The sequence below is a fragment of the Comamonas testosteroni genome, from assembly GCF_000761245.1.
In the GTDB taxonomy this organism is placed as follows: domain Bacteria; phylum Pseudomonadota; class Gammaproteobacteria; order Burkholderiales; family Burkholderiaceae_C; genus Comamonas; species Comamonas testosteroni_C.
The window spans coordinates 11998-36172 of the sequence record NZ_AWOR01000044.1 but is presented as its reverse complement, the minus strand read 5'-3'; the positions used below and the strand labels follow the sequence as shown (position 1 = coordinate 36172).

The window sequence follows — 24175 nt, the reverse complement described above, 5'->3', positions numbered from 1 at the left end:
ACTAGGAAAGCCGTCGCCATGAAATTACGTCATGCCGTTTTTGCGGGTTCTGGCCGTCCTGTTTGGTATAGGCTCGAATTCAAGCGACTTTTCAAAGGGCTGGCATCCCGTGGTGCAGTCGCTGGCAGCGTCGTCCGCCCCGGACTTCATGCGTGTCTGCTGCTTGGCATGATGGCTTTGACAGCGCCGGCCAACGCCGACCTTCGCTTTGTCTGCAACCCGGCTCAGCTGCCCATGCTCGAAACGCAGATGCTCGAGTACCTTGGCAAGTTGGACATCGACCTCGCGCTGGTCACCCAATCAGAGCAGCAGGACACTGGGGTCGTCGTTTATGCACTGGCCACGCCTGCGGACGATACCGACACCTTGGACCTGGTCCGTCGCGTGGAGTACAACGTGCCGTTGGAAATCGTCCAGCTGCCGGAGCGCAAAGGCAAGCTGCGCAAGGTTGCCACTGTTTCCAAAAAGGAAATCCTGCTGTCTGTGCTCCAGCATGGCCGGATGACCTCATTCGATGACGGCGCTTGCAGCCTGGGGGCTTTGGAGGACCACATAGGCTTGCGCCAGAATATCGTGGCGTGGACCGAAGTCTTGCAATGGACTTGGCCCAATGGTGGGCGTGCGCGCTGGAACGTGCGCTACTGGGCGAATGGCACCCCCAGGAATGGCGTGTCGACAGCAGCGGCGCTGATGGACGCTTTTCAGTCGCAGCACAAATACGCAATCGGCTGCTATACCGCCGCCAAACTATTGATGGCCCAGGGTGTGGTGGACTACTTTCAGCGCGTAAGACCTGATGCCAGCCGGGAGCTTGGCGTCGAAAGACGGCTGGCCTTGGACGGCGACCCCTTGGTTGACGTGGAGCCGCCCCGGATGTGGAGTTTCGAGAAGGAATTCGACCCAGCGACATTGTCGCGCCCCGGTAAATTGCTTCGCATTGCAGAGCATGTCGCGCCGCGCAACTTCATCCCGGGCGACTGGGCCTATTTCGTCAATACGGATCCGCGATTTTCGCAGAAGACGGGATATGAAGGTTCCAACGCCATCTATCTCGGGCGTGGAAAATTCGGCGATTTTTACAACGACAACCACCATGCCTATACCTTCGACCAGAAGCTGGATGAAGTGTATCAATGGCGCAATGGCGTTTTCAGCCGGTCCCGAGACTTCAGGAAAATCCAAGAAATGTCCGCCCAGGACTACGAGCGGCTTGCCAGGACGCCCGAGGAAGGTGGTCTGGTGCTCGATATTCGTGCCACCCCGCAGCTTTTCGGATACGAAACCCAGCCCCCGCCTGCGGCTCGGTGAGACGAGGCCGTATTTCGGGTTTTGTTCCTGTGCTCTCGGCCCTGTCCTCGTCGCGACTCGATGTCAGCTTTCGGCGTGCTTGCTCGGCTTTGCGCACCGTATCGTTTGCCAGGTGTGCTTGCGCGATTCGGGCCGTGTGCTGCCCACCGAGCGCGGCTTCGACTTTTTGAGCGACCTGCAGGAAATGTTCCTGTAGGCCCGGCAAGGAAATTCAGCCGCAGCGCAGCGCCGTGATCTTGCCTGCGTCATTGGTGATGACGTTCAGGCGCTCCTGGTTGTAGTCCATGGTGGCGGGCTGACCCTCGCGCAGCACGCGCAGCTGATACGAGCCGGACTTCTGGCGGATGGTCTCCAGCGTCGACGCCACGGTGTTGTGGCCCAGATAGATCTGGACTGGCTCCGCATGGCATACCTGCAGCTGACGCGCAGGCGGGGCGGTCGTGCCGCCTGCGACCATGCCGTTGCTGGCGCAGCCAGCCATCAGCAGAGCCATGCTGGCTGCAGCCATGCCCAGCAAAGGGCGGGTGGAAATATGCAGAGTGGGTGTTCGATGCTTCATGCCCCACACCATAGCGCCCCCAGGTGCTCGCGCATGCCAGACCAGGCCTTGATGTGCAAGCGGGTGCAACAAAGAAATGCGTAAATTTGATAGCTTCATGCGCAAGGCCATCAGGGGAATGCTTGCATTTGGACTCTCAATGTTTGGCGCCAGAGTCTATGGCTTGCGGGCGTCTTCTGCACTTTGAAAGATGCCGGCATCGATATTCGCTGCCTGCAGCTTGCGCGCAGCCTTTTCAGCGCGCTTTCGGCTCTCGAAGGGGCCGCTGCGTACCCGGGTGACTTCCCCCTTGTTGCTGGCCATCTTCTGCGTCAGCGCGGGCAGTCTGGACTTTTGCAGCTGCGCCAGTACCTTGTCTGCATTGCCGGCCTCGGAATAGACGCCCAGATTCAGATAGAACTTGCCAGGAACCAGATCCGAGCCGGCATGGGGTGTCGAGGAGGCATCTTTGACGGGCTGCTCCTTTGTATCTGCCGCCGGCCTGGCTGGTGGCTTTTCGCTCAGCTCGGCCTTGAGCGCCGCTTTGCTCGGCACTGAGGCAGCGGCGTCGGGCGCTGCTTGCTCTGCGCTTGTGTCTGTCTCGGTGGCGGTCACAGGCGCTGGCGCTGCCGAGCGGCTTTCTGGCTGGACGGCAGTAGAGGCAGCTTCGGGGGCGGGCTTTGCCAGGTCCGGGCTGGCAGCCGGACGACTGGCCACGGCGGCGGCTGCAGGCTCCGCGCTCTTGGGTGGTGCAGGGTTGCCGGCGGGCAGCAAGGCCAGGCCCGCGCCTGCGGCCGCTGCAACAGGCAGGGCCAGCACCAGCATGGCTGCGGTTCTGTTGCGAGGAGAGCCGACCTGCGCCTGCAAGGCAGCATGGGCGGCGGCCATATTGGGCGCGTCCGTAATCGCCTGCAGCGTCTGGGCCCTGATCTTTCGCCAGTACCAGCCATTGCCCAGCAGGCCGGGCACGGCCACGGCGACCAGCCACAGCGCAATGCCCAGGCCCAGGGCCATGGCCTCGGGCAGAGCTGGGCGCAGGCCAAACCACCAGATCAGCGCGGTTGCCGTGACGGCTGCCAGGTATTTCGCAGCCTCGCGCCATAAACCGTGCAGGCTGCACCAGGCCAGGGTCAGCAAGGCGGCCGCCATATTCCAGCTGGGCAGGCTGCGGTCCAGGGCATCGAAGCGCTTGAACTGGGCCAGGTAGAAGTCGCGTGAACGCGGGCTCAGACGGCTGGCATAGAGTTGGGGCAGCAGGCCGCTGTCTTCCTCTTCGGGCGCAGCGGTCTGCTCGGCCTGGTGTTGCAGACTGTGCTGCATGGAATAGGCCGCGGCTGCAAAGGCTCCTGCAATGGAGGCAGGCAAGGGGCTGGCATCCGAGCGCGCAGGCTGGTCCAGCGCGGGCTCCTGGCGCTGGTTTCGGCCAGCAGGGGCGAGTGCAGGGGTGGGGGTGTCCGAAGCGGAAGGCATGGCTGCAATTGTGTCATGGCGTTACGGGCAGGCCGAAGGCAGATTCCCAACAAAAAACCGGCGCCAGGCCGGTTCTTTGAAGGGATGGCCGAGGCGCGCTCAGGCCTGGTGTGCAGGCAGCACGGTGGCGCGGCATTCGCCAAAGCCGATGCGAGCGGCTCCAGGCTTTTCGCACCAGCCGGTAAAGACCACGGCGTCGCCGTCGAGCAAGAAAGTGCGGGTTTCGCCGTTGCTCAGGCTCAAGGGCTTTTTGCCGCCCTCGGTGATTTCCAGCAGGGCACCGGCTTCGGCCATGGTGGGGCCGGACAGTGTGCCCGTGCCCAGCAGGTCGCCGGGTTGCAGATCGCAGCCGTTGACGGTGTGGTGGGCAATCAGCTGGGCCATGGTCCAGTAAGCGTGGCGGTAGCTGGTCCGGGTGATCTGCTCGGCTGCCTTGCCTTCGGCGCGCATCTTCCCGGTCTGGATGGCGACCGTGAGCTGTACATCGAGCGCACCGCGCTGCGAGTTGGCTTCGGAGCTGAGGTAGGGCAGAGGCTGTGGGTCCTCGGACGGGCGGACAAAGGCCGTGCGATAGGGCTCCAGTGCTTCCAGCGTCACAATCCAGGGCGAGATGGTGGTGGCGAAGTTCTTGGACAGGAAGGGGCCCAGTGGCTGGTATTCCCAGGCCTGAACGTCGCGGGCCGACCAGTCGTTGAGCAGGCACAGGCCGAAGATGTGGTTTTCGGCGTCCTCGATGCCGATGGCCTCGCCCCAGGCATTGGCCGAGCCTGCATAGACGCCCATCTCCAGCTCATAGTCGAGGCGGTTGCAGGGCTTGAGCACGGGGTCGGCATCGGGGGCCTTGAGCTGGCCGTTGGGGCGCTTGAAGTCCACGCCGGAGATGCGGATGCTGGAGGCGCGACCGTGGTAGCCGATGGGCACCCACTTGTAGTTTTCCATCAGCGGGTTGGTGGGGCGAAACAGCTTGCCCACATTGGTGGCGTGATGCACGGAGGTGTAGAAGTCCGTGTAGTCGCCCACCTGTGCAGGGACGCTGTACTCCACATCGGCCTGGGGCACGAGGCAGGCCTTGAGAGCGGCTTCTTGGGCAGCGCCGCCGCGCAGAGCGCGCGACAGGGCCAGGCGCAGGGCCGACCATGACGCAGGGCCCATGGCCATCAAGCTGTTGAGCTGACCCTGCGCTGCTGCTTCGAGCTGGGCCTGCACATCGCCGCTCAGTGCCTGGGCATCGCGAACGGCCGCCATATCGAGCACCTGGTCGCCAATTGCCACGCCGCCGCGAAAAGCCTCGCTGCTGTTCTTGCGACGAAAGACTGCAAACGGCAGGTTCTGGATGGGGAAGTCGCTGCTGCCTGTGTTGGCGCTGGTGACCCAGCTTTGCAGGCCGGCGTCGTGGGTTTCGTTCAATGCCATGTTCGTCTCCTTAAACGATTTGAATAAAAACAGGCTGCAGCGCTGATCTGCTGTGCGCTGTCAGCCATTGATCTATGACCGATCCATGGGATCTGGCTTGTGCTGGCTGGTGGACCTTTCATGCCGCGGTAAAGCCTCCATCCATATTCCACTGTGCACCACGCACCTGGGCTGCGTTGTCGCTGGCCAGAAAACTGACCAGCGCCGCAACCTGTTCCACCGTTACAAAAGCCTGCGAGGGTTGCTTGGCACCCAGCAGCTTGGTGCGGGCTGCGGGCTCGTCCAGGTTTTCGCGCAGCGCCAGGGCCTGGATCTGGGCCTGTACCAGCGGCGTGAGCACCCAGCCGGGGCAGATGGCGTTGCAGGTCACGGGCGTGGTGGCCAGCTCCAGTGCCACGGATTTGCTCAGGCCCAGCAGGCCGTGCTTGCTGGCCACATAGGCGGGCTTGTGGGCCACGCCGACGAGGCCGCTGACGGATGCCATATTGATGATGCGCCCCCAGCCGCGCTCCAGCATGGCCGGCGTGCAGGCCTGTATGGTGTGAAACGGTGCGCTCAGGTTGACGGCCAGCATGGTGTTCCACTGGGCCGAAGGGAAGCTGAGCACCGACTCCACATGCTGCATGCCTGCGTTGTTGACCAGGATGTCCACTTCCCCCAGATCGGCGGCAATACGCCGGGCCAGGGGGGCAATGGCTTCGCCGTTAGCCAGGTCGAGCGCGTAATAGCGGGCTGCCACACCCAGCGCCTGCAGCTCGGCCAGCTGGGCATCGGTGCGAGCGCTGGGGGCGGCGCTGCCATGCAGGGCAATGGCGGCACCTTCGCCAGCCAGTTGCCTGGCAGCGGCCCAGCCTATGCCGCTGGTGGAGCCGGTGATCCAGGCTACGCGGCCGCTATGGGGCTTGGAGAGCTGCTGGACTTGGGGCGGGACGGTGGTCATTTGAGCAGGTCCATTTCGATATGCACGTATTCGCTGATGAAGCGTACCTTGGCCCAGTAGACGATCAGGCCCTGTGGATTGCAGGCCCAGCGCAGCGCCTGCATCAACGGCGTGCCCAGCGGCACGCCCAGATGCTCGGCAATCAGCTCGTCGGCCGGGGCTACGCTCAGGTACTGGCGGGCCGTGGCGATCTGCGCTGGATCATTTCCCAGCGCCTGAGCCAGCGTGGTGCGCTCCAGCTGTTGCTGCAGCCTGGGGTAGAGGTTCTGCTCCAGGTACAGCTCGGACAGGCAAAAGCGTGCATCGCCGTGCTTGTGCACGCGCAAAAAATAGGTATAGGCAGGGGCCAGCTCGCCAGGGGAGGGGAAGCCGGCCGGAATGGGCGGCACGCAGTCATTCGCCTGCTGCAGCGTGGTCTGCTGAATCTGCTCGCCAAAGGCCACCAGCTCCTGCCAGGTCGTGGGCAGCAAAAAGGATGGGGGCTTGTAGGGCTGGCCCACGACCTTGGTGCCGCCGCGCTTGCGGGTCTCCAGCAGGCCTTCGTCGACCAGCGCATGCACGGCCATGCGCACCGTGGTGCGCGAGACGCCGTGCAGTGCCTCGAGCTCCTCGACCGTGGGAATGCTTTGTCCGACCGGCCACTCGCCCGTCGCTATCTTGTTGCGAAACAGCCGGGCCAGCTGCAGGTGCAGCTTGTCGCGGGATTGGGAGGCGGTGGACGTAGCAGTCATAGGCGCAGTTTCGCGGGGCAGTGTAGCAAATAAAGTATCTAAAAAAGTACTTTATTAAGGCAAACAAGCAGACGCTCAAGAGGGCGCAATAAGGCTGCGGGAGGCAGTGCCAACCAGCCCCAAGAAGCGCAAGAGTTCACAAATGTCACCATTCTGGCAGTGCAAATGACTTTTAAACTCCTCGCTTTTGATAGCGGATAGTGCAGGCAGCCATTGGTTGCCATGTGCTTTGACAAGGGCAATCCTTGCCTGGGAGTTGGTAGTTTCATGCACAAGCAGTACGAGTGGCAGTTTTTCCGCGCCGGCGAGGTGGATCAGGTGGTGATCCGCACGGGCCAGGACATTGCCCATATTGGTGAGCTGGATCAGAAGCTGTGGGTGGCTCTGGCCTGTCCCACCAGAGGTATCGAGTTCGACAGCGCAACGCTGGATTTGATTGACGAAAGCAAGGACGGCCGTATTCGTCCCCCGGAGCTGGTGGCCGCCTGTGAATGGGCCGTGGCAAGAGTGCGTGACCCGCAAGTTCTGGCCGATGGCGGTGATGCGCTGCAGCTGAACAGCATCAACGATGCGACGCAGGAAGGCGCGCTGCTGCTGGCAGAGGCCCGGCGCGTGCTGGAACTCGCGGGCCTGCCCGATGCCCAGGCCATCACGCTGGCCCAGGTGCAGGAGCGCATGGCCTCGCTGCAGGCCCTGCGCTTCAATGGCGACGGCGTCGTCAACGCGGCCACGGCAGAAGGCGACACGGCCCTGGCTGGTCTGATTGCGCGCATTCAGGAGCTTTATGGTGCGGTGGATGGCCACGATGGCGTGCCGGGAATCGATCGCGCCAAGGCCGAAGCTTTCTGGGCAGATCTGCACAGCCTGCAGACCTGGTTTGCTCAGGCGGCCGAGCTGGGCTGTCATCTGCAGCCGCGCGCGCTGGCGCTGGCTGCTGCCGGGGCTGTGAACGCCGTGCAGGCCAAGGTCGATGACTTTTTTGCCCGCACGCGACTGGTCGAATTCGATGCCAACGCTCGAGCTCCTCTCAACCCGACCGAAGAAGGCTATGCCGCCCTGGGCGCGCAGGTGCTCAGCAATGCCTCCGAATCGCTGGCCGCGCTGCCGCTGGCTGCGGTGACGGGCGAGCGCAGCCTGCCGCTGGTGAATGGCGTCAATCCCGCCTGGGCTGCTGCCTTGCAGACCCTGCGCGAGCAGGCCGTGCAGCCCGTGTTTGGCGAGACGCTGACCGTGCTGAGCGAAGCGCAGTGGGAGCAGCTCAAGACCATGCTGGCCAACTGCCAGCAATGGCTGGCCGCCTGCCCTGCCACGCCCCTGGGGGCAATCAGCGAAGCCGAGGTGCAGCAACTGCTGTCCAGCGGCATGCAAGCAGCGCTGACCCAGTTGCTGGACCATGACGATGCCGAAAAAGAGCATGCCGTGCAGGCCATGGCCCTGGAAAAGTTGATCCGCCTGCAGCGCGATCTGCTGGAGCTGCTCAACAACTTTGTCTCCTTCTCCCGCTTCTATCGCCGCGAAGGCGCGGCCTTCCAGGCCGGTACCTTGTTTCTCGACGGCCGCAGCTGCGATCTGACCGTGGAGGTGGCCGATGCTGCAGCCCACTCCACGCTGGCCGCCATGGCCAAAACCTATCTGGCCTACTGCGAATGCAAGCGCGAAGGGCAGAAAAAGACGATCGTCGCGGCCTTCACGGCAGGCGATGTGGACTTTCTGTTCGTGGGGCGCAACGGCGTCTTCTACGACCGTGCGGGCAATGACTGGGATGCCACCATCGTCAAGCTCATCGACAACCCGACCAGCATCGGCCAGGCCTTTTTTTCGCCCTACAAGAAGTTCCTGCGCATGATCGAGGAGCAGGTCGCCAAGCATGCCGCCGCCAAGAACGATGTGGTCAATACCAGCCTCAGCGACAACGCCACCAAGCTGGTGACGGCCCCCAAGGATCTGGCTCCGGCAGCTGCAGCCCCTGCCGCGGCGCGCAAGACCGATGTGGGCACGGTGGCGGCGATTGGCGTGGCACTGGGCTCGCTGAGCGCCGTGATCGTCGGCATCTTTGGCAAGTTCATCGAACTGGGGCCATGGATTCCCATGGCGATTTTGGGCATCATCCTGGCCATCTCGGGGCCGAGCATGCTGATTGCCTGGCTCAAGCTGCGTCAGCGCAGCCTGGGACCGATTCTGGATGCCAGCGGCTGGGCCATCAATGGCCGCATGAACATCAATCTGGGCCTGGGCCGCAGCCTGTCGCAGACGGCCAAGGTGCCTGCCAACGCCAAGCGCAACATTGCCGACCCTTATGCGGACAGCCATGGCCTGCGCAACAGCCTGTGTGTGCTGGCGCTGGTGGCAGCCGCGGCGCTGCTGGCCTGGCGCATGCACTGGCTGGACGCCGTGCTGCCCGTCAGCTGGCAGCATGTCCCGGCTGCCGCCAGCGTGCCAGCGGCCAGCGCGCCGGCAGCGGCCGCAGCAGGAGCCGCAGTCAGGTAAGCCAGGCAAGCCGGGAGCGCGTGCCGTCTGCACAGGCTGGCGGCAGGCTCATCGCCTCTTTGGCAGGCAGCTCGCTGCGCCCCCAATACCGCTGGCATGGGTGCGGTATTGGGCGGCTCAGCCGGAATCTGTCCTAGAGTGCAGTTCTGTACTCACCGAAACACCTTGGATGTGCATGCATCCAAGGTGTTTTTTCATTGCATTTGATGACAGGAGCAAGCCATGGGACGTGCCATCCATAGCGCACATGAACTTCTCGCCACCGATGAGCGTGAGCTCTACGACCTTTCCCAGTCCGATACGGCCCTGGTCAAGCTGAGCCCGGCCCAGCGCCGCCTGCAACTGCAGCGCGCCCGTGCCATGCGCGACCGGGCGCGTGCGCTGTACCGCAAGCAGGTCGGCCATACGCTGCACCACACGGCCACCAAGCGTGGCTTCACGGGCATGGCCAACGAGCGCACCCGCCAGAAGGCCCAGGTGCTGTCCGAGGTGGTGCGCCGGCTGGCGGGCGAGCCGACTTGAATCCCCGCCGTCTCGGTGGATCTGTGTAGCTATTGAAAAGTGAGCTTTTTGCGCAAGCCATTCATGGGTTTCAATATGAAAACACATTGAAATCGTTGAATGGATTGCGCTATCAGCTCCTTTTTTATGCTTGGGGCAGATTCACGGCCGACAGCAGCGGCATGCCGGTGCGGCGCGTGAACTCCTCGTAGCTGATGGGCGGGCCCATGCGGGTGTCGGCACTATTGGCCTGCCAGTACACCCAGCTCTTGCCGGTGCTGGCGTCATAGACCAGCTTGAAGAGGTAGTCAGGCACTGCCACCTTGCCTGCTCCGATGGTCGAGGCATTTTTGCTGAACACCGGGCCGGTGAAGACATAGACGTCGCCCCGGGCACGCAGTGCGTATTTGCGCGTGGCCTGCTCCACCTGGCTCCAGGCTCCCGCGTTGTGCACCTGGTTTTGCGGAACCATATTGGCGAGGCTGAAACTCTGGGCCATGGCCTCGGGCGTGCTCATGTCTGCTGCCGGGGCCATATGGCCGCGCGAAAAGCCGGAGCGCTTGTAGTCATCAAGCTCGGAGCGCTCGGCGCGCGGCAGGCGTGCGTCGGCATAGAACTTGTCGCTGCGCTGCAAGCCCTGGGCCTGCTGCAGCGTCTGGCGGTTCAGACGCTCGGCCACAAACACCGGGGTCTTGGTGCTGCCGTTGTGCAGAACGGCAAAACCCGAAAAGCACAGCTCGCGCTCATGGGAGTGCAGTTGCAGGGCCGGAGCCTTGCCGCCGGGAAAGAACTGGGGGCAGCCGGCAAAGTGCGTGGGCTGGGCAGTTGCAGTGACATCGGCCTTGCCCACCTTGCCGCCCACGCTGGGCGTGTGGGAGCCGGAGCCGGAATGCAGGCCATCCAGATCCGGCCAGCCGTTCTTGCGAAAGGCCTGCAGGCTCTGGCCCAGCGCATCGAGCGCGGGAATATGCAGGGCCGCCAGCGCCTGGCCCAGCAGTTTTTCGGCAGAGACACTGGGGTTGAAGCTGCAGCTGGCAATCTGGAAGCTGGCCAGCGCTGCTGCACCCGCAGACAGGGCAAAGCGCTTGATGCGGGAGAGGCTGTAGCGAGCAGTCCTGGAAGCATTGCCGCGCTTGCGCGCAGGCGTTTTCTTTTTCTTGGCGGTCGTCATTGAGGCGGCAATGGTACGCCGCCTCAATGCTGCTTGAAGCATGGTGCGCCCCGCAGGCCGCACTTTGTGTGTCCGGCAATGAAACCGTATGTGAATCGCATGCCTGCGGGCGCGCAATTCAAGGGCCGAGTGTTTGTTTCAAGCCGTGATGTTGCCGGTACTGGCCTGGCGTCAGGTCCAGGTGTTTGCGAAACACATGGCCCATATGCGACTGGTGGTTGAAGCCGCATTCCAGCGCGATCTGCGTCAGAGGCAGATCGGTGCCTCGCATCATGGCGCGGGCCGCCTGCAGCCGGGTCTCCGTGATCCAGGCATGCGGCGTCATGCCCGTGAGCCGTGTGAACTCACGCAGAAAGCGCAAGGGGCTGGTGTCCACCATGGCAGACAGATCGGCAATGCTCAGCGGCCGCCCGAACTCGGCGGCAATGCGGTCCAGCACGCGCGCATAGCCGGCGCCTGCGGGGGCTGCGCGCGCGTCGCCCCCGCAGGCGCTGCCTTCCTGGCAGGCCAGAAAGCGCAGCGCCGCCTGCTCGATGGCCAGAGCGTTCGGCTGTGGGCTGAGCAGCAGCCGGCGCAGATGCTGCGCCATCTGCAAGGCCGCACGCTGGCCATGTCGCGAGACGCGCTGCGATGGGCTGGGTGCGTCAGCCTCATGGGCGGCATAGCGCAGCACCAGATATTCACCGCCGGTGGCCGACTCGGAAAACACCTCCACGCCCGGAGGCGTATAGCTCAGGGTGCCGGGCCAGGTGTCGAAGTCCACGCGCCTATCGGAGGCAATGGCGTGCACGCCTTGCTGTCTTTGCAGCGCAATGCCCAGCGCATGCATGCGCACCGGGTCGCGGCTGCTGTAGGCAGCGCGGCCGAGCAAATGGATCTGCACGGCTGGCGCATCGGTTGCCGAAGGCTGAATCAGGTGGGTCTTCATGGCGGGCTGAAATTTCATGATAGACGATGGCGGCCAGCCGGCCTCACACTGGCGCTCATGAATCAAAACCTGCAAACGAGCGCCGGGCCGCAGCGCGTCATAGGCCTGATCGGCGGCATGAGCTGGGAGTCCAGCGCCGAGTACTACCGGCTGATCAACCAGGATGTCCGGGACCGGCTGGGCGCGTTGCGCTCGGCCAGGCTGCTGATGTACAGCGTGGACTTCGGCCCTGTCGAGCAGGCCCAGCATGAAGGGCGCTGGCATGATGCGGCAGCGCTGCTGGCCGATGCCGCCCGGCGTCTGCAAGCCGGCGGCGCCGACTGTGTGCTGCTTTGCACCAACACTATGCACAAGGTGGCGGATCAGGTGGCAGCAGCCGTGTCGATTCCGTTTTTGCACATAGCCGACCCGGTCGGTGCGGCCGCGCGCGCAGCCAGTGTGCAGGTGCTGGGGCTGCTGGGCACGCGCTTCACCATGGAGCAGCCGTTCATGCGCGAGAGGCTGGAGCAGCAGTTCGGCCTGAACGTGCTGGTGCCTGATGAGGCCGAGCGCACGCAGGTGCATCGCATCATCTATGAGGAGCTTTGCGCGGGGCAGATCAGCGATGTGTCGCGCAAGCTCTATCAGCGTGCCATCGAGTCATTGGCGGCCCGTGGGGCGCAGGCCGTGGTGCTGGGGTGCACGGAAATCGGCTTGCTCATCAAGAGCGAAGACAGCGTGCTGCCGGTGCTGGACACCACGGCCTTGCATGCGGCTGCGGCCGTGGACTTTGCGCTGCGGGCCTGAGCTGACGGATATCAGCGCGCCGAGCCCGGCTGGAGGATCTCCGCAATGGCGCAATGCGTGCTGGCCTCGTTCATGGCGATGTCATGCTCGTGCTTGGCCACCTCCACCGACATGGCCTGCGGCAGCGGCACGGCGTTTTTCACGGCCAGAATCTCGGCCATCACGCTCACCGCGATCTCTGCCGGAGTCTTGCTGCCGATATAGAGGCCGATGGGGCCGCGCAGCTTGGCCAGCGAGGCTTCGGTCTCGCCAAAGTGCTCCATCATGCGCTCGCGCCTTGCGTGGTTGTTGCGGCGCGAGCCGATGGCGCCCACATAGAAGGCCGGGCTGTGCAGGGCTTCAAGCAAGGCCAGGTCGTCGAGCTTGGGGTCATGGGTGAGGGCGACGATGCAGCTGCGTGCATCGGGCTTGAAGGCCGTGACGGCATCGTCGGGCATGTCGGTGACCGTGCTGACCTGGGGCACCGACCAGCTACCCATGTATTCCTCGCGCGGGTCGCAGACGGTGACAGTGAAGCCGTTGAACAAGGCCATGGTGGCCAGGTATTCGGCCAGGGCCCCCGCACCGATCAGCAGCATGCGGTAGCCGGGGCCGAGGTGGTTGACGAGTTGCTGGCCGTCAAACTCCAGCACATCGGGGTACTCGGCCGTCTGCAGGCTGACTTCGCCGCTGCTGCAGTCGATGCTGCGTTTCACCAGTGATCCTGCTTCCAGTTCGGCCACCAGTTGCTGCAGGCTGGCCGCATCGGGGTTGAATTCCAGCAGCAGCTCCAGCGTGCCGCCGCAGGGCAGACCGAAGCGGTGGGCCTCGTCGGCACTGACGCCATAGCGCACCAGCTGCGGCGGGGCGTCCGGAATGCCCAGATTCTGGTTCAGGGCCTTGGTGTGGCGAGCTATCAAATCGTCTTCGATGCAGCCGCCCGATACCGAGCCAATGGCGCGACCGTCCTCGCGCAAGGCCATCATGGAGCCCACCGGGCGCGGGGACGAGCCCCAGGTGCGCACCACGGTGGCGAGCAAGGCGTGCTGACCGGCCGAGCGCCAGTCACGCAGTGCCTTGAGTACCAAGACGTCGATATTGTCCATTGCTTGCTTTCTCTGTTTCTCTCGCTCGCTGCAATTTTGAAGCATCAGGCGGGCGCTGGGTAGCGGCGCTACCCGTAAATGATCACGCGCAAAAAGGCCTTCCGAGGCCCGATGGGACAGGGAAGGCCGGCTTGTGCAGAGCTGTGCAGCGCTTTGGCAGCGCCTGCTGTCAATGCGCCTGGGTCTGCTTGCGCAACTGGCCTACCTTGGCAGCCAGATCCTTCCACTCGTCCACGCCGTACTGGGCACGCATGGTGTTGAGCAGGGTGGCGATCTGTGCATCGCTGAGTGCATGGCGGAAGGCCGGCATGGTGCCCAGGTCGGCATGGGCCGGATGTTGCACGCCTTCGAGCACGGCCATGATGGCGTTGTCGGGCGATGCGGAGTGCAGGCTGGTGCTCAGCGCCAGCTGGGGACGCACGCCGAAGCTGCTGCCCGAGGGATCTGCCTTGTGGCAGGCCATGCAGGCGCCCTGGTACAGGCGGTAGCCTTCGGCATCGAGCGCCAGCTTGGGCTTGGCGGTCTTCTCTTCGATGAGTGCCTTGGCATCGCCGGGCGCGGCGTCGGCCTTGCGGTAGCTCATCAGATAGGTGGCAATGGCGTCGATGTCGGCATCGCTTTGCTGCGACAGGCCGTGGGCAACGGGAGCCATGGGGCCGGCTGCCACGCTGTGACGGGCCGAGAAGCCGGTCTTCATATAGTCGACCATATCCTGCTTGGTCCAGGGCAGGGGCGATGCCGTCTTGTCCGTCAAAGCCGGAGCATCCCAGCCTTCGGCGCTGCCGCCGGTGAGGTGGAATTCACCCGTTTTTTCAGCGGCCAGGCCGTTGCGCGGTGTGTGGCAGGCGCTGCAGTGACCCAGGCCTTCGACCAGATAGGCGCCGCGATTCCACTCGGGAGCCTGCTTTTCATCGTCCTTGACGACGCCGGGCTTGAGGTAGAGCCAGTTCCAGGCCGCAATGCCGCGGCGCACGTTGTAGGGGAAGTTCAGCGCCGTCTTGGGCGCCTCGTTCTCCACGGCAGGCTCGCTCATCAGAAAGGCGTACAAGGCCTTCATGTCCTCATCCGTCACGCGGCTGAAGGCCGTGTAGGGGAAGGCGGGGTAGAGGTACTGGCCTTCGCGGTCCACGCCGTGGCGCATGGCGCGCTCGAAGGCTTCATAGCTCCAGCTGCCGATGCCGGTCTGCAGATCGGGCGTGATGTTGCTGGTGTAGATGGTGCCGAAGGGGCTGGGCATGGCCAGACCGCCCGCGTTGGTCTTGCCGTTGGGAGCAGTGTGGCAGACGGCGCAGTCGCCCATGGCGGCCAGCAGCTTGCCCTTGGCAATCTGCTGGGGCGTGAAGTCGGCAGCGGGAATGGCTGACTGGGGCGCAATCTCGCCCTGATGGGTGAGTGCCAGGCCGGCGGCAGCCAGCACGACCACTACAGCCGCACCGCCCGCCAGAATCTTTTGGAACGTTCGCATATCTATGTTCTTTATCGGTGGAGTCACTTGGACGAGGCGGCGCTGCTCTTGGCGGCCTTGAGCGCGGCCAGCACGCGGCTGGGCGTGAACGGCACTTCCAGCAGGCGCACGCCGGTGGCGTCAAAGATGGCGTTGGCCACGGCGGCGGCGCTGGGCACGGAGGCCGATTCGCCAGCGCCCATGGGGGCCTCGTTGGGGCGCTCGACCAGCAGCGAGTCGATCTCGGGCAGCTCGTCAAAGCGCAGGATGGGGTAGCCGCCCCATTCCACGGAGGTGACGCCGCTCTTGTCGAAGGTGACGAACTCCTTGAGCACGCGGCTGGTGGACTGCACCACGTTGCCGTGCACCTGATGACGCACGCCTGCGGGGTTGACCATGGCACCGGTGTCCTGGGCGACAAAGACCTTGTCGACCTTGACTTCGCCGGTTTCGCGGTCTACGGTCACGTCGACCACCCAGGTCGCCCAGGCCGCACCGTAGCCGGGGAACTTGCTGTGGAAGTAGCGGGCGTAGGCAAAGCCGCGACCCTTGACCAGGCGCTGATCGTCAGCAGCCGCATTGCGGCGCGCCGGGCCTTCCTGCCAGTTGCACTGCTTCTTGGCCTCGGCAATCAGCGCCACGGCGCGGGGGTCCTTGAGGTAGCGCAGGCGGTACTCGATGGGGTCGGCCTTGGCCAGGTAGGCGCATTCGTCGATCCAGGACTCATGGGCGAACACATTGGGCAGGGCGGAGACGCCGCGCATCCACGAGGCGCGCACGATGGGCACGGCGTCCTGGGAGATCACGCGCATCTTGGGATATTCGTACTGCGGAATGGCAGTGCGGTCGCCCATTTGCTGGGCCTCGATCTTGGCGGAGACCTTGCCCGTGAGGATCAGGGCCAGTGCCGTGGCGTTGTTCGAGGGGTAGCAGGTGCGCAGCTCGTAGGCGGCCACATTGTTTTGCTCGTCCAGGCCGCCGCGCACGCGAATCAGCTGGCCCGTGCCCTTGGGCTCCCAGCCGGCTTCCTGCTCGCGCATCAGTTGCACGCGCACGGGCTTGCCCACGGCGGCAGACATCAGAACGGCGTCCGAGCAGACGTCGTCCGCGCAGTTGCGGCCGTAGCAGCCAGAGGCTTCGAGGCGGGTGACGTTGATGTTGTCGGCATTCACGTCCATGAGCTTGGCAATGTCCTTGCACACGTCGTGAGGGTTCTGCGAGCCGGTCCAGACCTGGATCTGGCCGTTGCCCACTTCGGCAATCGCGCAGGACGGGCCGATGGAGCCGTGAGCGTGATAGGGCCAGACATAGTCGCGGGTCAGCGCAGTCTTGACCTGCTCGATCGCCTGCAGCGCGCCTTCGTCTTCCTGCAGCACACGGTCGGTCTTGGCGTGGTCCACCAGGGTCTGGTGCAGGCCGCTCAGCGACATATCGGGCAGGCCGCTCCATTCCTTCCAGGTGACCTTGAGCTGGCGCATGGCAGCGATGGCCTGCTCTTCACGCTCGGCCACCACGCCCACGAAGTCGCCCTTGACCACGACCTTGACGATGCCTGGCAGATGGGCGATGGACTTTTCGTCCACCGACACCAGGCTGGAGCCCAGGGGAGCCGTGGCATCGGCACCGGTGTAGGGAGGGCGGATCACGCGGCCGTGCAGCATGCCGGGTACGCGCAGGTCATGGATATAGGTCAGCGCGCCCAGCACCTTGTTGGGGATGTCCACGCGCTGCACCGATTTGCCGATGTACTCGAAGCCGGACTTGCGCAGCTCGATCTTGTCGTCGACCTCGATCTGCAGATCCTGGCCCTGGACCAGCTCGCCATAGCCGTAGCGCTTGCCGCCGGCGATGACAAAGCCTTTCTGGGTGGTGATGCGCTCGGCGGGAACACCGGATTTTTCGCTGGCCAGCTTGATCAGCAGCTGGCGCACCTGCGCTGCGGCATGGCGCATGGGCAGGGAAGAAACCTGGATGGTGTTGCTGGCAATGGTGGGGCCCAGATCCGGGGTGCGGGCGGTGTGGCCCAGCACCATGGTCACGGCGGCAAAGTCCACATACAGCTCGTCGGCCACCAGTTGGCCCAGAGCCGTGCGCACGCCTGTGCCCAGGTCCACGTGGCCGTTGTAGGCCGTGACGGAGCCGTCGGCGCCAATCGCGATGAAGCTGTCCACCAGCTTGGCCGACGGAATGGGGAAAGCGCCCTTGGCAGCCGCTTCGGGGGCGGTCTGGGCCATCAGCATATGGCCGCCTGCAACGGAGCCGACCATCAGCATGCCGCCGGCCTTGAGCAGCTGGCGACGGGTCAGTTGAGCGTGATTGTCTTTGGTGAAGAATTTCATGATCAGGCAGCCTTTGCGGTGGTGGATGCGCCGGCGGGGAGGGCCGGGCTGTGGCCCTTGGCAATCAGCTCACGGGCGCGCGCGGCGGCCTGCATGATTTCCACATGGGTGCCGCAGCGGCACAGATGGCCGGACAGGGCGTGCCTGATTTCTTCGTCGCTGGCCTTGGGCTGCTGGTTGAACAGGGCGACCAGCGCCATGATCATTCCGTTGGTGCAATAGCCGCACTGCGCAGCCTGTGCATCGACAAAGGCTTGCTGCACCACGTGCAGGGTGTAGGTGCGTGGGGTGGCCGGCGCTTTTGCCTCGGCGGCGCTGACATCCAGCACGGCGCGGTCCTGCAGGGCTTGCGCGCTGGCGGCCTTGCTGGCGTCGGGCGACAGGCCTTCCAGCGTGGTGACCTTCTTGCCGTCGACCGCCTTCAGGGGCACGGAGCAGGAGCGCGCCACCTTGCCGTCGATCAGCACGGCGCAGGCACCGCACTCGCCCAGGCCGCAGCCGAACTTGGGGCCGTTGAGCTGCATGTCGTTGCGCAGCACATACAAAAGAGGTGTATCGGCAGTGGCGCTTTGCGCATCCACTTCCTGGCCGTTCAGAGTGAATTTCATGGCGTCAAAAAATCGTAGGGTTCAAGAAGTCAGTCTTATATATGTGTAGTCAATTATATGACTAGACAAAAATAAAGTGCATTGGCTTGATCTAAAGCAGATCCGATTGCTCTGGTGTGTGCCGGCGACGCAAGGCCGGGCCGGTGCCAAGGAGTGGCTTCTGGGCCCGGATCTGCGGCAGCAGGGCGGGACTGGCGTGGTTCCTGGGGCGGCCTTGACTGGGCTTGACCGGCCTTGACCGACCTCGACCGGCCCCGACCGGCCTTGAAACCCGCAGGGCCGATGCAGCCTGATCCATTTCCGGTGTCTTCGCGAGAGCAGGGGCGCTATGGCTGTATCGGAGGGATGGCCCTGCACCGTGCGACATGGGGATTGAAGAGGTGGAGAAATCCGGCTTCAATGCACAGACACCGAAAGCCGCCAGTACATCGGTGCATCGATAGAGAGGGGTTCGCGGTCTGCGGGTTTGCAGACATTCATCAGTCCCTGTTCAGGAGAGCCAAGATGGTCAGCAAAAACACGATTTGTCTCTGGTATGAAGGCGAGGCACTGGAAGCCGCCAGGTTCTACGCCCAGACTTTTCCCGATAGCGCCGTGGGCGCGGTCCACCACGCACCGGGAGACTACCCCTCCGGCAAGCAGGGCGATGTGTTGACGGTCGAATTCACGGTCATGGGCATTCCCTGCCTGGGCCTGAACGGCGGCCCTGTGTTCAAGCACAACGAGGCGTTTTCGTTTCAGGTCGCGACGGACGATCAGGAGGAAACGGATCGCCTGTGGAACGCCATCGTCGGCAATGGCGGCCAGGAGAGTCAGTGCGGCTGGTGCAAGGACCGCTGGGGTCTGTCATGGCAGATCACGCCGCGTGTGCTGACCACGGCCATTGCCGACCCGGATCGCGCGGCGGCCAGACGGGCCTTTGAAGCCATGATGGAGATGAGGAAGATCGATATCGCCGCCATCGAGGCCGCATGGCGCGGCTAGGCGACCGGCTGCGATAGCAAAGCCGCGACAGGTCGGCGGGCTGCATTCATCGTCGCGGCACAGCTGTGACGGGCCCGGTCGGCCCGGGCCAAGGGCGCATCAGGGTGCATCAGGGTGCATCAGGGCACCGGCATGCGCTGGCGCACTTTGCCAAGCTTTGAGCGTCCTAGGGCAAACGCTTTGCAGACAGCTCTTCTACAGTGAAATTGCTTTCAATTTCGACGATTCGGTGCCTGCTGGCCGGTGTTGCCCATGCCTTTTGAATGCCTGGCGGCATTGCACAGGGTGGGCAAGCCGCGGCCGTGGCTGTGCGTCGAAGCCCGCATTCACTTGGAGACATGTCATGAACTTTCTCGACGGCCACCTGTTCCCCGAAAACCAGCAACCCCTGATCATTACTGCGGCGCCCTATGCTCCGGGCTGGCTGCCTTCGGACTTCCCTGAAGACATTCCCGTCACCATGGAGGCGCAGATTCAGAAAGCGGTGGACTGCTATAACGCGGGCGCCACGGTGCTGCACCTGCATGTGCGCGAGCTGGACGGCAAGGGCAGCAAGCGCCTGTCCAAGTTCAACGAGCTGATCGCCGGCGTGCGCAAGGCCGTGCCCGAGATGATCATCCAGGTCGGCGGCTCCATCAGCTTTGCTCCCGAAGACGAAGGTCAGGCGGCCAAATGGCTCTCTGACGACACCCGCCATATGCTGGCCGATCTGGAGCCGGTGCCCGATCAGGTGACCGTGACGGTGAACACCTCACAGATGAACGTGACCGATCAGGCCGAAGACGCGGACTTTGCCGGTACCTCGCGCGCCAATCCCACGCTGTTCAATGCCTACAAGGAAATGACCGTGCCCGCTCAGCCGGGCTGGGTGGAGGAGCATGTGCGCCGCCTGACCAAGGCCGGCATCCAGAGCGCTTTCCAATGCTACAACCTGAACAGCTTCGAGTCGGTGGAGCGCCTGATGCGCCGCGGCTTCTACATGGGCCCGCTGGTCATGAACTGGGTGGCGATCGCCGGCGGCATGGACACGCCCAGCCTGTACAGCCTGGCCAACTTTGTGCGCGCCGTGCCCGATGGCGCCGTGCTGACCGTGGAGAGCAATGTGCGCAACGTGCTGCCCGTGAACATGTGGGGCATTGCCGCCGGTCTGCATGTGCGCTGCGGCACCGAGGACTGTCTGTGGAACCAGACGCGCACCGAGAAGGCCAGCACGGTCTCGCAGATCGAGCAGCTGGTGCGCATCTCGCGCGAGTTCGGCCGTCCTGTCGCCACCGCCAGGCAGGCGCGCGAGATCAGCAAGATCGGCGTGTTCTACGACAGCGTGGAGGAGAGCCTGGCGGCCAACGGCTTTGCGCCCAACCGGCCCGGTGCCAACCAGGGTTTCCTCAGGAAGACCTCCTGATCTTCCGGGACAGGCTTGCAGGCAAGGCGATCACGGCCTCGCCTGCAAGCGGTCTTTGCTGAACTGACATGCGCAAAAACGGCCTCCGCGATGGAGGCCTTTTTCATGTCTGGATGATTTCGGGCAGACCCGGAAAAATGCCTCTGGCACGGCCGGGGCCGGGCCTGAGACAGGCTGGTCAAGGTGTCTGGGCCGGCGGCTGCCGATGGATGGTCTTGAGCATGTCTCTGGGCGGCTCACAGCGGTCAAGGCGCGGGAGGAGCTGGAGGGCGGGAGGGGCGGGAGGTCCGTGATGCGCACGCCGCGCGCTGCAGTGCTCGCCACAGGATCGCCAAGCAAAGATGCTGCAGGCGCGGCTGACGAGGATCACCATGGTCATATTCAGACTCGTCAGGCTCGTTAGACTCGCGCGTGCCATGGCTCACAGCAATGGCAGGCTGTATCTCGGTATCTTGCAGTGCTGCCGCCCTTCCGGGCCTGCGCTTTGTTTTCGGCCTCAGGACGCGATCGGCGCAAGGCAGGGCCTGGTCAGGCGCACATTCATGCAAAGGAGTGATGACTAAAAAATAATAGCTGCCTGCGCTTGATTTAAAAGCGTTTCAGGCAGCTATGAATCTATCTTTGATGGCAGTCAAGCGATGCCAGCTATTGTTTTTGTGCAGCGCCGGTGTGATGCACCGTGTTCCGGCGCCGGCACGCGGCGGCGCTGGTGGCTGGCAATAGAGGGTGAGAAGAAGCGGGGCAGAAAAGCGGCTCGGATAGCTCGCTCAAAAAGGCTTGTCGCCGATGATGGCAGCGCGCTCCATCTTGCGCGCGGCGGGCCAGTAGTCCTGCACGGCGTAATGCTGGGTGCAGCGGTTGTCCCACATGGCGACGCTGCCGGGCTTCCAGCGAAAGCGCACCTGGTACTCGGGGATGGCCGCCTGACTGATCAGATAGTTCAGCAGCATGCTGGCACCGGGCGTCTTGTCCTGGCCATAGCGCACGTTCTCGGGCGTGTGGTAGTTGGCAAAGTGGGTGGTGAAGCTGCAGACGTAGAGAATCTTCTCGCCGGTTTCGGGGTGGGTTCGCACCACGGGATGCTCGACCGGGGGATGCTGGCGGCCCAGCTCCAGACGCTTTTCTTCGGGCATGACGGCACCGAAGCCATGCTCGATACTGGACTTGGCCTTGAGACCGTCAATCTTTTTCTTGATGTCTTCGGGCAGGTTGCGGTAAGCCTCGGCCATGTTGACCCAGATGGTGTCGCCACCGACGGCAGGGCCTTCGATGCAGCGCAGCACGCAGCCCATGGTCGGGTTCTCGCGCCACTGACCGTCGGTGTGATAGGTGTTCTCGTAGTTTTCGCGCTTTTCGCTGCGGTAGATCTGCACCAGGCCGGGGTGGTCGGGGTCGCTGCCGGCCACGGGGTGGTCTTCCAGATCGCCGAAGTGGCGGGCAAAGCCCACATGCTCGGCCCGCGTGATGTCCTGGTCGCGGAAGAACAGCACTTTGTGCTGCAGCAGCAGGGCGCGAATTTCCTCGGCCAGGCCCTTGTCGCGGGACGCATCGCCGAGGTGGATGTCGGAAACCTCAGCGCCGATGCTGCAGGTCAGTTGTTCGACTTTCATGGTCTTCTCCTAAGTACCCGGCAAAGCCTTGATGCAGGGCGCCGCCGTCTGATGGAAAAATTCTCGGCGCAGCAACAGCCTCGGGGCTTGACCGATCGCGTCAGCTTGTTGCCCTCTTGGGTGGGTGCAAGGAAAACCCTAGGGCCCGGCCTGGGGCGTCTTGAAGTGGACGCATCTGCGCGCCGAACCGTCATATCTGTCGCGATCTACTGGTATCCATTGATTGACTGCTTGTCGTGATATTGATAAACATCAACACCCGAAATGCAGGTTGCCCTTAAGGCCTGCTTCCATCCATGAAATCCGGGCCTGTTGCGCAGTACCCGGGTCAACCGTTTTCCTGGTCACGATGAAGCCCCGTATCCGAAGTGTGAGCCTGTGCAAATACGCCAAGGTGGCGAATGAGCTCGGCATCGATCCGCTGCGCATGTTCCGCCAGGTGGGGCTGGATCACAGCTGCCTGAATTCTCCCGACCTCATGGTTCCCGAAGCTGCGTTTGCGCAGTTGCTGGAGGCTTCGTCCGCCCAGGCCGGGCATGCTTCGCTGGGCCTGCTCATGGGCTCGCACTGGCGTCTGTCCGACTTCGGGCCGATCAGCCTGCTGCTGCAGCACCAGGCCAGCCTCTCCAGCATGCTCAAGACCTTCAAGGACTATGACCACATGATCAGCACCACCGTGGGCACGGAGGTGGTGACCCAGGGGCGCTATTCCATCATCCAGCTGAACCTGGATACCGAGCGTGAGAGTCCGGGGCGCCACCCGGTTGAGCTGGGCATCACGGCGCTGATGAGTCTGTGCCGATATCAGCTGGGCAGGGGCTGGAGCCCGGCCAGCATCCACTTCTCGCACAGCTCGCCAGGCAGCACCATGAGCCATCGCCGCGTGCTGGGCAGCGAGATCGTGTTCGGCTCGGACTTCGATGGCATCGTGGTGAGCAACGAGGATCTGGAGGCCATCGATGCCGATCACGACAGCCTGATGGAGAGCCACGCCCGCAGCCTCATGGAGAGCCACGCACCGCGGCCCATGGCCAGATCGCTGGAGCAGCAGGTGCGCAGCACCTTGCAGTCGCTGCTGCCCCATGGGCGCCACAGCATTGCCCATGTGGCCGGCGCGCTTGGCTATACGGCCCGCTCGCTGCAGCGGCACCTGGAAACCCACAACACCAGCTTTCAGGAAACGCTGGACGCCGTGCGCAGCCAGGCCGCGCTGCGTGCGCTGCAAAATCCGCAGCTGTCGGTGAGCGAAGCGGCCGCTCAGGCCGGCTTTGCCGAAAACAGCTCGTTCACGCGCTGGTTCAGCAAGCATTTTCAGCAAAGCCCCAGCAGCTGGCGCCAGCAGAATCTGAATCGCAGCCTGTCCTGAGGCCTGTGTCCGAATGAAAACGCCAGCCTGCTCGCTGGCGTTTTTGCGTTGCGGCTCAGGGCTGGGGCATCGCGGCCAGCCGGGTCGCTTCGGGCTGGGCCTTGGCCAGCAGGAAATCGATGCAGGTGCGCACGGCCTTGGTCTGATGCCGGTTGGGCAGGTAGAGCAGATACATATGGGTGCCGAAAATGCTGAGCCGGTACTCGTCCAGCGTGCTCAGCACCTCGCCCGTGGCCAGCTTGTCCTGCACCACATAGTCGGGCACCAGGCCTACTCCCAGGCCGGCCAGAATGCCGTCGCGCAGAAAAGGGAAATGCTCGGAGATCATGGTGGGCTCCAGCATCACTTCGTGGCGCTCGGTGCCCAGATAGGCGGCCAGGCGCAATTGCCGCCCCGTGACCCCGGCGGTGATCAGCGGGCTGGCGCGCAGGGCATGCAGGGTTTTGGGCAGGCCGTGGGTCTGCGCATATTCGCGTGAGGCGCAGGCCAGGTAGCGCACCGTGCCCAGGCTGCGCGCCACCAGGGACAGGGGCGGCTCCTGGATCACGCGCACGATGATGTCCACATCGTCGCGCAGATTGTCGGCCCGGTTCTCGAACAGCACGTCGAGCACGATGCCCGGGTACAGGCGCTTGAACTCGATCAGCCATTCGCTCATCACGATCTGGCCGTAGCCGCTGGGCACGCTGATGCCAACGCGCCCCTGCAGGCTCTGGCCCAGCGCCGTGATGGCCTCGCGTGCGGCCAGCATTTCGTTGTGGATGTTGCGCCCGTGCTCGTACAGGCGCAGGCCGATCTCCGTGGGCTCCACGCGGCGCGTGGTGCGCTTGACCAGTTGCACGCCTGCGGACTTTTCCAGCTGGGTCAGGTGATAGCTCACATTGGCACGCGTCATCTTGAGCTTGCGCGCAGCCTGACTGAGATTGCCGCTATCGATGATTTCGACCAGCAGGGTCAGCGATTGGGAGTCCATGGCGTGTTTGTCCAATTTCCTTTGACAGTCTGTCAATGATTCATGGGATTGTTAGAAAACATTGTCGTCGTAAAAATAAAGCCCATTCCAT

General features: G+C 63.8%; 20 protein-coding genes. 7 read left to right on the top strand and 13 right to left on the bottom strand.

All coding sequences use genetic code 11. The features are described 5' to 3' along the window. Positions 1-18 precede the first annotated feature (18 nt). The gene (locus P353_RS10225) at positions 19-1308 is read left to right on the top strand and encodes a hypothetical protein (protein WP_157839590.1); all 1290 of its coding nucleotides are present in this window, start codon (positions 19-21) and stop codon (positions 1306-1308) included. A 211-nt stretch (positions 1309-1519) separates the two neighbouring features. On the opposite strand, the gene P353_RS10220 is transcribed toward P353_RS10225, so the two are convergent. The 5 genes from P353_RS10220 to P353_RS10200 form a co-directional block, all read right to left on the bottom strand. Then, positions 1520-1867, bottom strand: a complete 348-nt coding sequence (locus tag P353_RS10220) for an I78 family peptidase inhibitor (protein ID WP_230847765.1) — start codon at positions 1865-1867, stop codon at positions 1520-1522. A gap of 156 nt (positions 1868-2023) precedes the next feature. Next, positions 2024-3316 carry an SPOR domain-containing protein gene (locus tag P353_RS10215; protein WP_034368802.1) on the bottom strand — a complete coding sequence of 431 codons (1293 nt, stop codon included), beginning with the start codon at positions 3314-3316 and terminating at the stop codon, positions 2024-2026. 99 nt (positions 3317-3415) lie between these two features. After that, on the bottom strand, positions 3416-4729 hold the full coding sequence (fahA, locus tag P353_RS10210) for a fumarylacetoacetase (RefSeq protein WP_034368801.1): 1314 nt from the start codon (positions 4727-4729) through the stop codon (positions 3416-3418). Positions 4730-4847: 118 nt separating this feature from the next. Further along, entirely contained in the window at positions 4848-5669 is an 822-nt protein-coding gene (locus P353_RS10205; RefSeq protein WP_052084824.1) for a 3-hydroxybutyrate dehydrogenase, read from the bottom strand. Next, complete coding sequence (locus tag P353_RS10200) at positions 5666-6400, bottom strand: GntR family transcriptional regulator (protein ID WP_034368800.1); 735 nt, start codon at positions 6398-6400, stop codon at positions 5666-5668. The genes P353_RS10205 and P353_RS10200 overlap by 4 nt, the downstream gene beginning before the upstream one ends. Positions 6401-6667: 267 nt before the next feature. Here P353_RS10200 and P353_RS10195 point away from each other — a divergent pair, with 267 nt between their 5' ends. Continuing rightward, positions 6668-8887, top strand: coding sequence for a hypothetical protein (locus P353_RS10195; RefSeq protein WP_034368958.1), 2220 nt, complete (start codon positions 6668-6670; stop codon positions 8885-8887). A gap of 222 nt (positions 8888-9109) precedes the next feature. Continuing rightward, a complete protein-coding gene (locus tag P353_RS10190) occupies positions 9110-9409 on the top strand; it encodes a hypothetical protein (RefSeq protein ID WP_034368797.1) in 300 nt (99 codons plus the stop codon). A gap of 124 nt (positions 9410-9533) precedes the next feature. Here the strand turns inward: P353_RS10190 and P353_RS10185 are convergent, their stop codons facing one another. Further along, positions 9534-10559: a DNA/RNA non-specific endonuclease gene (locus P353_RS10185; protein WP_034368796.1), complete on the bottom strand. Its 1026-nt coding sequence runs from the start codon at positions 10557-10559 to the stop codon at positions 9534-9536. A gap of 118 nt (positions 10560-10677) precedes the next feature. Next, positions 10678-11487, bottom strand: a complete 810-nt coding sequence (locus P353_RS10180; protein ID WP_034368795.1) for an AraC family transcriptional regulator — start codon at positions 11485-11487, stop codon at positions 10678-10680. A 57-nt stretch (positions 11488-11544) separates the two neighbouring features. On the opposite strand from P353_RS10180, the gene P353_RS10175 reads away from it, so the two are divergent. Next, positions 11545-12273, top strand: a complete 729-nt coding sequence (locus P353_RS10175; protein ID WP_052084823.1) for an aspartate/glutamate racemase family protein — start codon at positions 11545-11547, stop codon at positions 12271-12273. A gap of 11 nt (positions 12274-12284) precedes the next feature. Here the strand turns inward: P353_RS10175 and P353_RS10170 are convergent, their stop codons facing one another. The 4 genes from P353_RS10170 to P353_RS10155 all read right to left on the bottom strand — a co-directional run bounded on the left by P353_RS10170 (position 12285) and on the right by P353_RS10155 (position 17749). Then, positions 12285-13358 (bottom strand): XdhC family protein, encoded by a 1074-nt coding sequence (locus P353_RS10170; protein WP_034368793.1) that lies wholly within the window; start codon positions 13356-13358, stop codon positions 12285-12287. Between the two features lie 169 nt (positions 13359-13527). Continuing rightward, on the bottom strand, positions 13528-14823 hold the full coding sequence (locus tag P353_RS10165) for a c-type cytochrome (protein ID WP_034368792.1): 1296 nt from the start codon (positions 14821-14823) through the stop codon (positions 13528-13530). Between the two features lie 23 nt (positions 14824-14846). Further along, a complete protein-coding gene (locus P353_RS10160) occupies positions 14847-17141 on the bottom strand; it encodes a xanthine dehydrogenase family protein molybdopterin-binding subunit (RefSeq protein ID WP_034368790.1) in 2295 nt (764 codons plus the stop codon). A gap of 2 nt (positions 17142-17143) precedes the next feature. Then, positions 17144-17749 (bottom strand): (2Fe-2S)-binding protein, encoded by a 606-nt coding sequence (locus P353_RS10155; protein WP_034368787.1) that lies wholly within the window; start codon positions 17747-17749, stop codon positions 17144-17146. 504 nt (positions 17750-18253) lie between these two features. On the opposite strand from P353_RS10155, the gene P353_RS10150 reads away from it, so the two are divergent. Together P353_RS10150 and P353_RS10145 are read left to right on the top strand one after the other, a co-directional pair. Next, a complete protein-coding gene (locus P353_RS10150; RefSeq protein ID WP_003062636.1) occupies positions 18254-18733 on the top strand; it encodes a VOC family protein in 480 nt (159 codons plus the stop codon). 343 nt (positions 18734-19076) lie between these two features. Continuing rightward, positions 19077-20135, top strand: coding sequence for a 3-keto-5-aminohexanoate cleavage protein (locus P353_RS10145; protein ID WP_034368785.1), 1059 nt, complete (start codon positions 19077-19079; stop codon positions 20133-20135). 767 nt (positions 20136-20902) lie between these two features. Here P353_RS10145 and P353_RS10135 read toward each other — a convergent pair. Next, positions 20903-21745: a TauD/TfdA dioxygenase family protein gene (locus P353_RS10135; RefSeq protein ID WP_003062631.1), complete on the bottom strand. Its 843-nt coding sequence runs from the start codon at positions 21743-21745 to the stop codon at positions 20903-20905. Positions 21746-22094: 349 nt separating this feature from the next. On the opposite strand from P353_RS10135, the gene P353_RS10130 reads away from it, so the two are divergent. After that, entirely contained in the window at positions 22095-23111 is a 1017-nt protein-coding gene (locus P353_RS10130) for an AraC family transcriptional regulator (protein WP_034368781.1), read from the top strand. A 55-nt stretch (positions 23112-23166) separates the two neighbouring features. Here the strand turns inward: P353_RS10130 and P353_RS10125 are convergent, their stop codons facing one another. After that, on the bottom strand, positions 23167-24084 hold the full coding sequence (locus tag P353_RS10125) for a LysR family transcriptional regulator (protein WP_034368780.1): 918 nt from the start codon (positions 24082-24084) through the stop codon (positions 23167-23169). Positions 24085-24175 lie beyond the last annotated feature (91 nt).

Coding starts and splice junctions, on each gene's coding strand:
- P353_RS10185 (WP_034368796.1), bottom strand. CDS start 10,559: ATGACGACCGCCAAGAAAAAGAAAACGCCTGCGCGCAAGCGCGGCAAT.
- P353_RS10195 (WP_034368958.1), top strand. CDS start 6,668: ATGCACAAGCAGTACGAGTGGCAGTTTTTCCGCGCCGGCGAGGTGGAT.
- P353_RS10150 (WP_003062636.1), top strand. CDS start 18,254: ATGGTCAGCAAAAACACGATTTGTCTCTGGTATGAAGGCGAGGCACTG.
- P353_RS10155 (WP_034368787.1), bottom strand. CDS start 17,749: ATGAAATTCACTCTGAACGGCCAGGAAGTGGATGCGCAAAGCGCCACT.
- P353_RS10175 (WP_052084823.1), top strand. CDS start 11,545: ATGAATCAAAACCTGCAAACGAGCGCCGGGCCGCAGCGCGTCATAGGC.
- P353_RS10125 (WP_034368780.1), bottom strand. CDS start 24,084: ATGGACTCCCAATCGCTGACCCTGCTGGTCGAAATCATCGATAGCGGC.
- P353_RS10130 (WP_034368781.1), top strand. CDS start 22,095: ATGAAGCCCCGTATCCGAAGTGTGAGCCTGTGCAAATACGCCAAGGTG.
- P353_RS10205 (WP_052084824.1), bottom strand. CDS start 5,669: ATGACCACCGTCCCGCCCCAAGTCCAGCAGCTCTCCAAGCCCCATAGC.
- P353_RS10200 (WP_034368800.1), bottom strand. CDS start 6,400: ATGACTGCTACGTCCACCGCCTCCCAATCCCGCGACAAGCTGCACCTG.
- P353_RS10160 (WP_034368790.1), bottom strand. CDS start 17,141: ATGAAATTCTTCACCAAAGACAATCACGCTCAACTGACCCGTCGCCAG.
- P353_RS10215 (WP_034368802.1), bottom strand. CDS start 3,316: ATGCCTTCCGCTTCGGACACCCCCACCCCTGCACTCGCCCCTGCTGGC.
- P353_RS10225 (WP_157839590.1), top strand. CDS start 19: ATGAAATTACGTCATGCCGTTTTTGCGGGTTCTGGCCGTCCTGTTTGG.
- P353_RS10145 (WP_034368785.1), top strand. CDS start 19,077: ATGAACTTTCTCGACGGCCACCTGTTCCCCGAAAACCAGCAACCCCTG.
- P353_RS10165 (WP_034368792.1), bottom strand. CDS start 14,823: ATGCGAACGTTCCAAAAGATTCTGGCGGGCGGTGCGGCTGTAGTGGTC.
- P353_RS10220 (WP_230847765.1), bottom strand. CDS start 1,867: ATGAAGCATCGAACACCCACTCTGCATATTTCCACCCGCCCTTTGCTG.
- P353_RS10190 (WP_034368797.1), top strand. CDS start 9,110: ATGGGACGTGCCATCCATAGCGCACATGAACTTCTCGCCACCGATGAG.
- fahA (WP_034368801.1), bottom strand. CDS start 4,729: ATGGCATTGAACGAAACCCACGACGCCGGCCTGCAAAGCTGGGTCACC.
- P353_RS10180 (WP_034368795.1), bottom strand. CDS start 11,487: ATGAAGACCCACCTGATTCAGCCTTCGGCAACCGATGCGCCAGCCGTG.
- P353_RS10170 (WP_034368793.1), bottom strand. CDS start 13,358: ATGGACAATATCGACGTCTTGGTACTCAAGGCACTGCGTGACTGGCGC.
- P353_RS10135 (WP_003062631.1), bottom strand. CDS start 21,745: ATGAAAGTCGAACAACTGACCTGCAGCATCGGCGCTGAGGTTTCCGAC.